At 47.6% G+C, this 13,124-nt stretch carries 12 protein-coding genes; 11 read left to right on the plus strand and 1 reads right to left on the minus strand.

Annotation, left to right across the window (positions count from 1 at the left end; genetic code table 11):
• Positions 1-13 precede the first annotated feature (13 nt).
• The 9 genes from CAGA_RS06850 to hisE all read left to right on the plus strand — a co-directional run bounded on the left by CAGA_RS06850 (position 14) and on the right by hisE (position 10,620).
• A complete protein-coding gene (locus CAGA_RS06850; RefSeq protein WP_135659164.1) occupies positions 14-4,354 on the plus strand; it encodes a PolC-type DNA polymerase III in 4,341 nt (1,446 codons plus the stop codon).
• 74 nt (positions 4,355-4,428) lie between these two features.
• Positions 4,429-5,652: an ATP phosphoribosyltransferase regulatory subunit gene (gene hisZ, locus CAGA_RS06855; RefSeq protein WP_135659166.1), complete on the plus strand. Its 1,224-nt coding sequence runs from the start codon at positions 4,429-4,431 to the stop codon at positions 5,650-5,652.
• Positions 5,639-6,277: an ATP phosphoribosyltransferase gene (gene hisG / locus CAGA_RS06860; RefSeq protein ID WP_207669561.1), complete on the plus strand. Its 639-nt coding sequence runs from the start codon at positions 5,639-5,641 to the stop codon at positions 6,275-6,277. The genes hisZ and hisG overlap by 14 nt, the downstream gene beginning before the upstream one ends.
• Positions 6,274-7,557 carry a histidinol dehydrogenase gene (gene hisD, locus CAGA_RS06865; RefSeq protein WP_135659168.1) on the plus strand — a complete coding sequence of 428 codons (1,284 nt, stop codon included), beginning with the start codon at positions 6,274-6,276 and terminating at the stop codon, positions 7,555-7,557. Before hisG ends, hisD begins: the two co-directional genes overlap by 4 nt.
• Before the next feature lie 2 nt (positions 7,558-7,559).
• Positions 7,560-8,615 carry a histidinol-phosphate transaminase gene (gene hisC, locus CAGA_RS06870; RefSeq protein WP_135659170.1) on the plus strand — a complete coding sequence of 352 codons (1,056 nt, stop codon included), beginning with the start codon at positions 7,560-7,562 and terminating at the stop codon, positions 8,613-8,615.
• Positions 8,616-8,628: 13 nt separating this feature from the next.
• On the plus strand, positions 8,629-9,207 hold the full coding sequence (hisB, locus tag CAGA_RS06875; protein WP_135659172.1) for an imidazoleglycerol-phosphate dehydratase HisB: 579 nt from the start codon (positions 8,629-8,631) through the stop codon (positions 9,205-9,207).
• Positions 9,208-9,222: 15 nt separating this feature from the next.
• Positions 9,223-9,939, plus strand: coding sequence for a 1-(5-phosphoribosyl)-5-[(5-phosphoribosylamino)methylideneamino]imidazole-4-carboxamide isomerase (gene hisA / locus CAGA_RS06880; protein ID WP_135659175.1), 717 nt, complete (start codon positions 9,223-9,225; stop codon positions 9,937-9,939).
• 2 nt (positions 9,940-9,941) lie between these two features.
• Entirely contained in the window at positions 9,942-10,301 is a 360-nt protein-coding gene (hisI, locus tag CAGA_RS06885; RefSeq protein WP_135659177.1) for a phosphoribosyl-AMP cyclohydrolase, read from the plus strand.
• Complete coding sequence (hisE, locus tag CAGA_RS06890; protein WP_135659178.1) at positions 10,273-10,620, plus strand: phosphoribosyl-ATP diphosphatase; 348 nt, start codon at positions 10,273-10,275, stop codon at positions 10,618-10,620. Before hisI ends, hisE begins: the two co-directional genes overlap by 29 nt.
• 30 nt (positions 10,621-10,650) lie before the next feature.
• Here hisE and CAGA_RS06895 read toward each other — a convergent pair whose 3' ends face one another.
• Positions 10,651-11,610 carry an RluA family pseudouridine synthase gene (locus CAGA_RS06895; RefSeq protein WP_135659180.1) on the minus strand — a complete coding sequence of 320 codons (960 nt, stop codon included), beginning with the start codon at positions 11,608-11,610 and terminating at the stop codon, positions 10,651-10,653.
• 161 nt (positions 11,611-11,771) lie between these two features.
• On the opposite strand from CAGA_RS06895, the gene pyrE reads away from it, so the two are divergent.
• Positions 11,772-12,353, plus strand: coding sequence for an orotate phosphoribosyltransferase (pyrE, locus tag CAGA_RS06900; RefSeq protein WP_135659182.1), 582 nt, complete (start codon positions 11,772-11,774; stop codon positions 12,351-12,353).
• Between the two features lie 19 nt (positions 12,354-12,372).
• Positions 12,373-13,122 (plus strand): JAB domain-containing protein, encoded by a 750-nt coding sequence (locus CAGA_RS06905; RefSeq protein WP_135659184.1) that lies wholly within the window; start codon positions 12,373-12,375, stop codon positions 13,120-13,122.
• The last annotated feature ends 2 nt before the right edge of the window (positions 13,123-13,124 follow it).

Consider the following 13,124-nt stretch of genomic DNA (forward strand, 5'->3'; position numbering starts at 1 on the left):
AGGGTGAATCCCATTGAAAACATTTGGCGAATTTTTTAGCGAATACATAGAAACCGCACGACTTCCTTCCCCCGTATATGACGGGAATATTTCGTCGCTGCAAATTGATACGAACAAAAGAATCATTACTGCGGACGTGGCGTTTCCATCTTTGGTGGAGCGCCGCGTGCTTTATGACGTGGAAAAACGAATGGTTGCCTGTAAAGCACTAAAGCTTGCCAAGGTGCGTATCTTTCCATCCTTTCCTTCGGAATGCTTCTGCGTCGACTATTATCCCAGCCTGGTATTAGAACTGAAGCGCCGTGAAGCAAGCGTGAACGGCATTCTTACGGACTCTACCGCGCGCTTGGAAAACGGAAAGCTGATTGTTTCCTTGACGCATGGAGGCGGCGATCTGCTTCTTGCGCGCCGCGTTGACCGGTTGCTCGCGAAGCTGATTCAGCAAGAATTCGGTATCGGTTTAACCGTCGAGTTTGACGGCTTGCTTTCGCTCGACAGCCAGCATCCGGTCTATATAGAAAAAAAGCGGAAGCAGCAGGAAAAGATCCAGCGGGAAGCTATCGTGGAACAGATGGAAACGTACGAGTCAAACTTGAACCGTGTAAACCCGCCGAAAACGATTCAGGTTCGTTCCGGAGAAACGCTGCTTCCCACCATTATTCCGGAAAGCGCCCGTGATTTATATGGGCGTTCGGTAAAAGCAAAGCCCATCCCGATTAATCGGATTTCGCCTGATATTGGCACGGTAACGATTTGGGGAGAGATTTTTCAAAAGGACGAAAAGATCACGCGGGACGGGCAGAGAAAAATTATCACGATCAATATAACGGATTACACCGGCTCAATGACCCTGAAAATTATCGAAATGGTTCCCCAGTGCAAACCGATTGACACACTGGAAAACGGCATGTCAATCATTGCGCACGGTGAAATTGAATACGATAAATACGACCATGAAATCGTGCTTCGCACGAAATGTATTCGTACGGTTCAGCAGGTAAAAGTGGTAGACAAAGCGAATGTGAAACGGGTGGAGTTGCACCTGCATACCAATATGTCCACCATGGATGCAGTAAACTCCGCCAGCGATATCATTAAGCGCGCAGCAGAATGGGGACACAGCGCCATCGCGATTACCGACCACGGTGTTGCACAGGCATTCCCCGAAGCGATGAATACGGTTGAAGAACTGAAAAAGAAAGATATCCATATTAAAGTGATTTACGGCGTGGAGGCTTATTTTGTCAACGATCTGGTACAAGCCGTAAAAGGGAAATCTTCCAAATCCCTTAACGATGAATTTATAGCGTTTGATATAGAGACAACCGGTTTAAGCCCCAACAAAGAGCGGATTACCGAAATTGGCGCGGTCAGGGTGAAAAATGGAGAAATTATAGAAAGCTTTGACACCTTTGTCAACCCGCAGATACCGATTCCTGCTAAAATAACGGAATTGACCGGCATCACGGACGAAATGGTAAAGGACGCGCCTCTAGAAAAAGAAGCAATTCAGGCTTTCTATGATTTCTGCGGAAAAGACGCGGTTTTAGTGGCGCATAACGCCGATTTCGATACGTCGTTCATCCGGATTGCGGCGCAGCGGAACGGAATGGAATTTCCGTATACTTATATCGATACGGTACCAATGTGTCGTTCCATGCTGACAGGCATAAAAAACTGCAAACTGGATACGGTTGCAAAGTATTTAAAACTCGCTCCGTTTAACCACCACCGCGCAAGCGACGACGCTACCGTGCTGGGGGAAATTTTCAGCGCCCTATTGGAGCGTCTGAAAGAGGACACGTCTGCCCAAACGGTCGATGATATCAATACGTCGCTGGCGGGCGGCGACCCGAAAAAAATGCAATCGTATCATCAGATTATTCTGGTTAAAAATAAGACAGGGCTGAAAAATCTGTATAAGCTGATTTCCAAGGCGCATCTGGATTATTTTTATAAAAAACCGCGGATTCCAAAGAGCGAACTGGTAAAGCTCCGGGAAGGGCTGATTATTGGAAGCGCGTGTGAAGCTAGTGAACTTTACAGGGCTGTGTTCAATGCCCAGCCTTGGGAAACCCTTTGCGAAATTGCTAGCTTTTACGATTACCTTGAAATACAGCCGCTTGCAAACAACCAGTTCATGGTGCGGGATGGCTTAGTATCGGATGAAGAAAAGCTTAAGGAGTTCAACCGCACGATTATTAAACTGGGAGAAACGCTGAACAAGCCGGTGGTTGCTACCTGCGATGTGCATTTTATGGATCCGAAGGACGGCGATTACCGAAAAATTCTGTTGGCGGGACAGGGCTTCAAGGATACGGATATGCAGCCTCCGCTTTACTTGCGCACAACGGCGGAAATGCTGGAGGAATTCGCCTATCTGGGCAAGGAAAAAGCTTATGAGGTAGTCGTAACGAATACCAATCTGATTGCCGATATGATCGAGGAAGTCCGCCCGATTCCGGAGGGCACCTTCCCGCCATTCATTGAGGGCGCGGAGGAACAGCTTACCACCATTACCTGGACAAGAGCGAAAGAGATTTACGGTGATCCATTACCGGATATCGTGAAAAAACGCCTTGAACGTGAGCTGGACTCAATTACAAAGCACGGATTTTCTATTTTGTATATGACCGCACAGAAGCTGGTTGCCGACTCGGTGGCACACGGCTATTTGGTTGGCTCGCGTGGTTCCGTTGGTTCCTCCTTTGTTGCGAATATGTCTGGCATATCGGAAGTCAATCCGCTGGAGCCGCATTATGTCTGCCCGAAATGCAAGCACAGCGAATTTATTACGGATGGCAGCTATGGAAGCGGATTCGACCTGCCGCCGAAAAAATGCCCTGTTTGCGGAACAGATTATAACCGCGACGGGCACATGATTCCATTTGAAACCTTCCTTGGGTTCGACGGCGACAAAACGCCGGATATTGACCTGAACTTTTCCGGCGAATACCAGACAAGCGCGCACCGCTATACGGAGACCCTGTTTGGAAAGGATAATGTTTTTAAAGCCGGTACGATTGCTACGGTTGCGGACAAGACCGCTATTGGATTTGTAAAGAAATATGCGGAGGAAAGAGGAATCGTCATGCACCGCGCGGAAGAGCAGCGGCTGGCGAAAGGCTGCACCGGCATTAAACGGACCACCGGCCAGCATCCGGGCGGTATGGTTGTCGTACCGAAAGGAATGGAAATTTACGATTTCTGCCCGGTTCAGCATCCGGCAAACGATCAGAATTCCGACAATATTACAACGCATTTTGACTTCCATTCCATTCACGATACGATCTGCAAGCTGGACGAACTCGGGCACGATGTTCCGTCGATCTACCGTTACCTTGAAGATTACACCGGCATCCCGGTCATGGAGGTATCCATGAGCGACCCCAAGGTAATGTCCCTCTTCACGTCGACCAAAGAGCTCGGGGTTGAGCCGGATGATATCGATTCCCAGACCGGCACATTCTCGTTGCCGGAAGTCGGTACAAGCTTTGTGCGCCAGATGCTGATTGATTCCCAGCCGAAAACCTTTTCCGATTTGCTTCAGGTATCTGGTTTGTCCCATGGTACGGATGTCTGGCTGGGCAACGCGCAGGAATTGATTAAGAACAAGACCTGCACCATTTCGGAAGTAATCGGTACACGTGACAGCATTATGACTTATTTGTTGCATAAGGGCCTAGAACCGAAAATGGCGTTCAAGATCATGGAAATTACCCGAAAGGGAAAAGCTACGAAGCTCCTTACGGAAGAGCATATAAAAGCAATGAAGGATCATGGTGTGCCGCAGTGGTACATTGATTCGTGTATGAAAATAAAGTATATGTTCCCGAAAGCCCATGCCGCCGCATACATGATTTCCACCTTACGTCTCGGTTGGTACAAGGTACACAGGCCGGTCGAATACTATGCCGCCTACTTTACTGTTCGCGGGGAAGATTTCGATGGGGCAACGGTTATGAAGGGCAGGGATGCCGTGCGGCGCCGTATGAATGAAATCAAAATGAAGGGGAAAGAGGCCAGCGCGAAGGAAGAAGCTGCATATTCTACCTTTCAGATTATCAATGAAATGCTCGCGCGCGGGATTGAAGTGCTGCCGGTTGACCTTTACAAATCAGACGCCAAGAAATTTTTGGTGGAAGACGGAAAAATACGCCTTCCGTTCTCCTCTCTCAGCGGCGTTGGAGAAGCTGCGGCAAACAGCTTAGCCGCAGCGCGGGAGCAGGGCCCGTACATATCGATTGACGATCTGCAGGCACGCTCCAAGGTTTCCAAATCGGTGATCGAAACGCTGGAAGAAGCCGGAACACTTGCCGGCCTGCCGCAAAGCAGCCAAATGACATTATTCTAGTTGACATATGCGTTTTAGTATGCTATTATATTAGCACGCTAAAGCGAATAATCCTGGAGCATGGGGGTGACGCAATGAAAAAGTATAACAAAATAACTCCCGAAGGGACGAGGGACCTGCTTTTTGAAGAATGTCTGGTAAGACGCCATGTTGAAAAAACGCTTACCGATGTTTTTTCGGCCCGCGGATTTAACGAAGTGGTAACTCCGGGGTTGGAATTCTACGACGTGTTTGACCCTGAATTTTCGGGGATCGGACAGGAAGTCATGTATAAAATGTCGGATAAACGGGGCAGGCTTGTTGTAATGCGCCCTGACTCAACTCTTCCTATTGCCCGGCTTGTGGCAACAAGACTGCAAAATCTTCCGAAACCGATACGGCTCTTTTATACACAGCCGATTTACCGGAATAATACGGCTTTGACCGGGCGCAGCGATGAAACCGTACAAACTGGGATTGAAATGCTTGGCGCGCAGGGAATGCGTGTCGATCTGGAAGTCATTGTTACGGCGGTTGAAGCATTGAACCGGTGCGTACCGAATTTCCGTTTTGAATTGGGCCACGCCGGTTTTTTCCGGGCTTTGGCGGAGCAGCTTCCCATTTCTGAAGATCAACGGGAGGACATCCGCCAGGCGATTGAATCAAAGAATTATGCGGCGCTCAATACAATTCTAGACGGTTTGGCGCCTTCCAGGCAGGTTACGGCGATGCGGTCGCTACCGCGCCTGTTCGGCGGTGAAGAAGTTTTTGACCGCGCCGCTTCCTTCTGTTTAGATGAAAAATCCGCGAATACGCTTACCTATTTGCATGATTTATACCGCGCTTTAATCCAGTTCGGGCTTGGGGACAAGATCATTGTGGACTTGGGCTTGGTTCAAAGAAACGATTATTACACAAATATTGTTTTCAGCGCTTATGTGGAAGAATGCGGGGACGCTGTACTGCTTGGCGGACGCTATGACGAGCTGCTGAAACGGTTTGATACGCCGATGCCGGCCATTGGTTTTGCGATCAATGTAGACGCCATTTCGAAAATCCTGCTGGGAAGTGGCAAAGCCGAAAAAGTTTTACCCGCGGATGTCCTTGTGCATGGGGAGACTGGCTTCGAGATTCAGGCTTTACAATATGCTTCCGAACTTGTTCAAAAAGGTTTGAAATGTGAAAACAGTATTTTTGAGGAACGGTCAAAAGCATTGGAATACGCAAAAATCTGCGGAATAAAACGTGTGGACTGTATTGGAAATACGATGGAATCAATCGCGATCGCACAGGATGGAGAAAATTATGAAGCCACTTAGAATTGCCTTGACAAAGGGCAGGTTGGAAAAAGACACAGTTGCGCTGTTCGAGAAAATCGGCTTTGACTGTACCGCATTAAAAAATAAAGGCCGGAAGCTGATCCTGCCGGTTGGCGGCCATCAGTTTGAGGTTGTGCTTGCAAAGGCGGCGGATGTGATTACTTACGTCGAACACGGCGTTTGCGATTTGGGCATCGTCGGAAAAGACACCATTCTGGAAATGGGAAACAGCTTTTACGAAGTGCTTGACCTTGGCTTTGGAAAATGCAAGTTTGCGCTTGCCGGCCCAAAGGGTACGGATTTTTTTGGAGGATATTCCGCTAAGACCATTGCGTCGAAATATCCCAATGTGGCAAGGAATTTCTTTGAAAGCAAAGGAATGGATGTGCGGATTATTAAAATCGAAGGCTCCGTGGAGCTTGCCCCCCTGCTTGGACTGTCTGACGCAATTGTCGATATCGTGGAAACTGGTTCTACGCTAAAGGAAAACGGTCTGGAAGTCATTGAAACCATCTGCGATGTTTCCGCAAGGCTGATTGTGAATGCGGCAAGTCTGAAGCTTCGGAAAGCCGAAATTGAGGATCTTGCGGAGAAAATGGATAGGGCAAAGGAGGGAAAGCTGTGATTCGGGTTGTAAAAGAAGGCGGAAGCATTGGCATTGACTTTATCCGGCAATTAAAACTGCGCAGCGAGGAAACAAATAAGCAGGTGGAAGCCGCCGTAGCGGAAATTATAGAAAATGTCCGGACGGACGGCGATAAGGCACTCCTTGCTTATACAAAGAAATTTGACGGCAGAATCCCTGATAAAATGGAAATCCGTCGGGATGAAATCAAGGCGTTGGCAGACCGCTGTGAGCCTGCATTTTTAAACGCCCTCCAGAATGCCGCGGATAACATCCGCGATTTTCATATGCGCCAGAAGCAGCAAAGCTGGATGAATACCCGTTCCGACGGCGTAATTATGGGACAGCGGATCCGGGGCCTTGCAAAGGTTGGGATTTACGTGCCGGGCGGCACGGCGGCCTACCCTTCTTCGGTGCTTATGAACGCGATTCCAGCAAAAATTGCGGGCGTGGACGAAATCGTTATGGTTACGCCTCCGGGCAAAGACGGGAAGCCGAATCCGGAAATTATGGCGGCGGCGCTTACCGCGGGGGTTGACCGGGTCTTTTTGGTTGGGGGCGCGCAGGCGGTTGCCGCCCTCGCTTTCGGAACGGAAAGCATCCCGAAGGTTGATAAAATTGTTGGCCCGGGAAATATTTATGTTGCGACCGCGAAGAAGCAGTTGTACGGAACGGTCGATATTGATATGATCGCCGGGCCGAGTGAAATTTTAATTATTGCCGACGAAACCGCTAATCCGAAATTCCTGGCGGCCGATCTGATGTCACAGGCGGAGCATGACGTGCTTGCGTCCGCAATCCTGCTGACTCCTTCGGAAAAAATTGCGGAGCAGACCGTCGCGCAGATATACGAGCAATTAGAGCACCTTTCGCGCAAGGAGATCATTCGCCAGTCCCTTGACCGCTTCGGTGCGGTAATTCAATGCCGGGATGTGGATGAAGCGGTTGCGTTTGCGAACGAACTGGCGCCCGAGCATTTGGAAATCTGCGCGGCGAATCCGATGGAATACATCGGAAAGATCGATAACGCGGGTTCCGTCTTTTTAGGGAATTTTTCGCCTGAGCCCCTTGGCGATTATTACGCCGGCCCGAATCATGTCCTTCCGACAAGCGGTACGGCAAGATTTTTCTCTCCGCTTTCCGTAGACAGCTTTATCAAAAAATCCAGTTTCATTTATTACACGGAGGAAGCAATGAAAGCAGCCCAGGAAGATATTATCCGGCTCGCAAAGGCGGAAGGCCTGACTGCCCACGCAAATTCAATTGAAGTGAGGCGTTGATTTTGGGATACGAGTTGAATGAAAAAATACGCGATTTAAAGCCATACGACCCGATAAGCGGGGATTTTCCCGTACGGCTGGACGCGAACGAGTCGTTCATCCAAGTACCGCAAAAAATATTACAGAAGATTTCGGATGCTGTTCTTTCAATTCCATACAACCGGTATCCGGACCCGCTTGCAAAGGAACTTTGTGAAAGCTTTGGAAATTACTATCATCTCAATTCGGGTTTGGTTACTGCCGGAAACGGTTCTGACGAATTGATTTCGGTGATTTGCAGCGCATTTTTGATGAAAGGCGACACGATGCTCACGATGTCCCCGGATTTTTCCATGTACCGCTTCTACGCCTCCATTGCCGAAGCAAAAGCCGAATTGTATTACAAGAAGCCCGACATGACCATTGATGTTGATAAATTAATTGCCATGGCAAACAGCAGCAATGCGAAACTAGTGATTTTCTCCAACCCATGCAATCCAACTTCGCTCGGCTTAAAAAGGGAGGATGTCCGGCGGTTGGTTACTTCCGTAAACGCCCTTGTGGTTCTTGACGAAGCCTATATGGATTTTTGGGATGAATCTTTGCTGGATGAGGTGGTAAGCTACGATAACCTGATAATCCTTCGCACATGTTCCAAAGCATTTGCAATGGCGGGAATCCGGTTGGGCTTCGCGGTTGCGAACCGGGAACTGACCAACGCGATGAAGGCGGTAAAATCTCCGTATAATGTAAATACTCTGACGCAGAAGGCAGGCTTCGTTATTTTACAGGAAGGGCAATGGCTGCGCTCCTGCATTGAAGAAGTCAAAGCCTCGCGTGATATGCTTTATGAAAGGATGAGCATTCTCGAAAGCAATTACGCCCAGAGGATGCATGTATATCCTTCTGTTACCAATTTCCTATTCGTAAAAATTTCTCAGGCGGATGATGTCTACTACCAACTTGTGAAATCCGGTATCGCCGTACGGTATTTCGGGGATTTTCTAAGAATCACCGCCGGAACAAAGGAAGAAAACGAAAAATTCCTTCTGGCGTTTGAAAAAGCTATCCGCTTGTAAAAGAGGTGTATCCATGAGAACGTCCATTCAAAAGAGAAAAACGAAAGAAACCGATATTTGCGTCGAACTGAATCTTGACGGAGGGGAAACGGAAATCTCTACGGGAATCGGTTTTTTTGACCATATGTTGCATTCTTTTGCTGTTCATGGCGGGTTTGGTTTGAAAATTCGGGCAAAAGGCGATTTACAGGTTGACGGGCACCACTCCGTGGAGGATGTGGGGATTGTGCTGGGGAAGGCTTTTGCACAAGCGCTTGGAGACCGTTCCAGTATTGCCCGTTTCGGTTCTTTTTTTATTCCTATGGATGAAGCGCTCGCTTTTGCCGCCGTGGATATCAGCGGCAGGCCGTTTCTTGTTTTTCAGGCGGATTTTCAGCAGGAACGCGTCGGCGGGTTCGATACCTGCCTGACAGAGGAATTTCTGCGCGCCTTTGCGATAAATGCCGGTATTACGTTGCACACCCGGGTGAAATACGGCGCGAATGCGCACCATGAAATCGAAGCCTTAATGAAAGCGGTTGCCCATGCTTTGCGGCTGGCGGTTACCCAGACGGGTGCCGGCATGCTGTCTACGAAGGGCTGTCTTTCCTAATTTCAGGAGGTTCCAATGATTCTTTTACCTGCCATTGATATCAAAGACGGCGAATGCGTACGCCTTGTAAAAGGAGATTATGCAACCGCGCATAGGGTTGCTGCAGATGCCGAAAAGACCGCGGACAGCTTTCGTACCGCCGGGGCCCAATGGATCCACATGGTCGATTTAGACGGCGCGAAGGTGGCGGAACCGGTGAATTCAGAGCTGATTTTCAAAGTCGTGAAAAATTGCGGCTTGAAAGTCGAGGTTGGCGGGGGCATACGCAGCCAAAAGACGATCAGCCATTATATTGACAATGGTGTTTCGCGGGTGATTTTAGGTTCCGCCGCATTAAATAATCCCGCGCTTGTGAAGAAAGCGGTTCTTCAATATGGAGAAAAAATCGCTGTCGGAATCGACGCGCGAAACGGGAAAGTTGCCGCGCAAGGCTGGACGGAAACTTCAGATATCGATTATATCGAACTGGCGAAGCAAATGGAACAAATTGGTGTAAAGTATATTATATTTACAGATATAAGCCGGGACGGAACCCTTTCCGGACCGAACCTTGAAATGCTATATGCGCTGAACCATGCCGTAACTAGCAATATTATCGCAAGTGGCGGTGTCGGAAGCCTTGAAGACATCGCAAATTTGCGGGATTTGGGCCTTTATGGCACTATTTGCGGAAAGGCGATTTATTCTGGCGATCTGGATTTGCAAGCCGCGATCTGCTTATGTGAGGACTGAACATGAAAACAGAAATAGATGTAAAGTCAAAAGACTTTATAGATAAATTTTTTGAAAAGTCGGAGCTGATTCCGGCCATCATACAGGAGTTTGAAACGAACGAGGTTTTAATGCTTGCCTATATGAACCGTGAATCCATGCGAAAAACATTAGAAACCGGATACACTTGGTTTTACAGCCGCTCAAGGCAGGAGCTTTGGAATAAAGGAGCAACTTCCGGACATTTGCAGAAGGTCGTGCGAATTTACGGCGACTGCGATAATGACACACTTTTGGTAATTGTAAAGCAAACTGGCGCCGCCTGCCATACGGGCGCGCACAGTTGTTTCTTTTATGAGATTTGGAGGGATTCTGGTGAATGATGTTTGGCAGGAACTGTACAAAACCGTGCAGAGCAGGAAAGAGAGTCACCAAGAGGGTTCTTATACCAGCTATTTGTTTGAAAAAGGAATTGACAAAATTTTAAAAAAGTGCGGGGAAGAGTGTAGTGAAGTGATCATCGCGGCAAAAAACGGCGACAATGCCGAAACCGTACTTGAAATTTCCGATATGCTTTATCATCTGACTGTTTTAATGGTAAACCAGGGAATCAGCCTTGAAGATGTAGAAACGGAACTAGAGAAACGTAGCAAAAAAACGGGGAACCTGAAAACGTTCCATCAGGTTGATAAAAACAGTTGACAAAAGGCCGGCACAATACGCCGGCCTTTGCTATTTCCAATTGTAAAAATCTTTTAAAAACCAGATTTCTTTTGCTTCATACTTTTGATTGTTCAGGTAGTTTAAAATTCCCGCGTCGCTTGAAAAGGTGAATTTTAGCCGGTAGGAATACAGCGCCTGATAAGGAAAACCGGTTTTCTTGTTCAATGCGTTTGTTCCGTATTTTCCGTCCCCGGCAATCGGATGGCCGATGGACGCTAAATGTGCGCGGATTTGATGGGTTCGACCTGTCAGCAGTTCGACTTCTAGAAGGCTGAAGTCGACCCTCTCGTCCAACACGCGGTAGCGGGTGCGGATCGTTTTTGTCCCTCTTGACGCTTTCTTGGATATATAGACACGATTTTGACTTTCATTCTTTTCCAGGAAAGCTTCTAAAGTGTCCTCGCTCTTTTCCATCCTGCCATTTACGATACACAGGTACAGCTTTTTCATTTCACGGTTTTTCACTTTTTCATTCATTATACGGAGCGTTTCGGCATTTTTCGCCGCCATTACAATCCCGCCAGTATTCCGGTCAATCCGGTTAATGAGGGCGGGGGCGAAGGAATTTTCGTCCTCCGGACGGTATTCCTGTTTTTTATATAAATAATGTTGTATGCGCGCAATCAGGGAGTCAAAATGATAATTTTCGTCCGGGTGGACAATCAGCCCCGGCTTTTTATCTAAAATCAGGATGTTTTGATCCTCATAAAGGATATTCAGCTTGTCCGGAGCCTTCAGAAAATCATATTCTTCCGGTTCCTGCTGAAAAAATTCGTCTTTTAAATACATTGTCAGGACGTCGCCCTCGCTCAGACGGGTTGAAATTTCACATCGCTTTCCGTTCAGCTTGATATCCTTTTTCCGGATACATTTATACATCATGGACTGCGGAAGGTTATGGAAGGTTTTGGTTAGGAATTTATCCAGTCTTTGTCCGGCGTCATTTTTTCCGATTACTATTTCTTTCATATTTTTTAAGACCGCTCCTTAATATAAGGATTTGCCGTAAATACCTCAAATATGTGTAAAATTATAACATAGATCAACGAATACGGAAAGATTAAATGCTTTGCAAAAAAGACATTTTAGTATATAATAAAATGAAATGTGATTAAGGAGAAGAGCTGTTTATGATAACACAGAAGAGAGTTATGGAAATCTTACAGGAAGCGGGGGTATTGCTCGAAGGGCATTTCAAATTAACTTCCGGAAGACATAGCAATAAATATTTGCAATGTGCAAAAATATTTCGAAATACAAAATACAGCGAGGAGCTTTGCTCCGCCCTTGCGGAAAAGTATCAGAACGACAACGTGCAAATCGTAATCGGACCGGCAATGGGCGCGGTGCAAATGGCTTATGAGGTAAGCCGCTCCCTGCATTGCGAAAACTTTTTCACCGAACGGGATGAAAACGGCAAAATGACTTTGCGGCGTGGGTTTGCCGTTACACCCGGCGACAGAGTCCTGATTGTAGAGGATGTTGTTACAACCGGCGGTTCCGTCCGCGAGGTCATTGACCTTGTGAAGGAAGCGGGCGGCGTGGTTGTTGGCGTAGGCTCTATTGTAGACCGCACCGGAGGAAAAATTGATTTCGGCGTGCCGTTTAAGGCCGTTATATCTGTAGATGTGCAGTCCTGGGAGCCGGAAGAATGTCCCCTCTGTAAGGCCGGTGCGCCGGCACCCGTAAAACCCGGAAGCCGAAAAATATAAAAATAGGGGGCAGGCGCCGTTGGTTCAAAACAAGGATGGCCATGAGAAAAAGGCAAATGCGGCCAAGCCTGTTCATACTGGACACAGAGAACGAGTAAAAAACAAGTTTCTGAAAGAAGGACTTGACGGCTTTGAACCGCACGCGGTTTTGGAATTGCTTCTTTATTATGGAATCCCATTAAAGGACACGAATCCGATTGGACATGCTCTGCTGCAGAAATTCGGTTCACTTTCTGCGGTGTTCGACGCACCGTACGAAGAGCTCCTAAAAGTGGACGGAATGGGTAAGTCCGCCGCTACGCTGATAAAATTAATCCCACAGCTTTGCCGTAGGTACCAGGAGAATTTGGACAAGGACAAAGTCATGATTTTCAGCTATGAGGAAGCCGGCAGAATTTTGGTCAATAAATTTATCGGCCGTCCCGAGGAAGTCATTGTCCTCATGCTTCTGGACAGCAGAAACCGGATGATTTATTGCAGCGTTATGAACGAAGGGACGGTAACGACGGCAAACATTTACGTGAAAAATATTGTCCGGCTTGCCGTTCAATATAACGCGGCCTATGCGATCCTTTCGCATAATCATCCAAGCGGGGATTGTATGCCGTCCAGGCAGGATCTTCGTTCAACCGAATGGATCAGCGAAGCGCTGAAAACAGTAGAAGTTAAATTGATTGATCATATTATCGTAAGCGGAAATGATTTCTTTTCTATTGCAAATAGTGGTATTTTACCGGAGGTTTTTGATTCCGGAATCGATACGGAGTAGAC

It is taken from the genome of Caproiciproducens galactitolivorans (genome assembly GCF_004768785.1).
Classification (GTDB): Bacteria; Bacillota; Clostridia; order Oscillospirales; family Acutalibacteraceae; genus Caproiciproducens; species Caproiciproducens galactitolivorans.

Bases quoted from the DNA above. Each gene is read 5' to 3' on its own strand.
- hisB (WP_135659172.1), top strand. From the start codon at position 8,629: ATGAGAACGTCCATTCAAAAGAGAAAAACGAAAGAAACCGATATTTGC.
- CAGA_RS06895 (WP_135659180.1), bottom strand. From the start codon at position 11,610: ATGAAAGAAATAGTAATCGGAAAAAATGACGCCGGACAAAGACTGGAT.
- hisZ (WP_135659166.1), top strand. From the start codon at position 4,429: ATGAAAAAGTATAACAAAATAACTCCCGAAGGGACGAGGGACCTGCTT.
- hisA (WP_135659175.1), top strand. From the start codon at position 9,223: ATGATTCTTTTACCTGCCATTGATATCAAAGACGGCGAATGCGTACGC.
- hisI (WP_135659177.1), top strand. From the start codon at position 9,942: ATGAAAACAGAAATAGATGTAAAGTCAAAAGACTTTATAGATAAATTT.
- hisE (WP_135659178.1), top strand. From the start codon at position 10,273: ATGAGATTTGGAGGGATTCTGGTGAATGATGTTTGGCAGGAACTGTAC.
- pyrE (WP_135659182.1), top strand. From the start codon at position 11,772: ATGATAACACAGAAGAGAGTTATGGAAATCTTACAGGAAGCGGGGGTA.
- hisG (WP_207669561.1), top strand. From the start codon at position 5,639: ATGAAGCCACTTAGAATTGCCTTGACAAAGGGCAGGTTGGAAAAAGAC.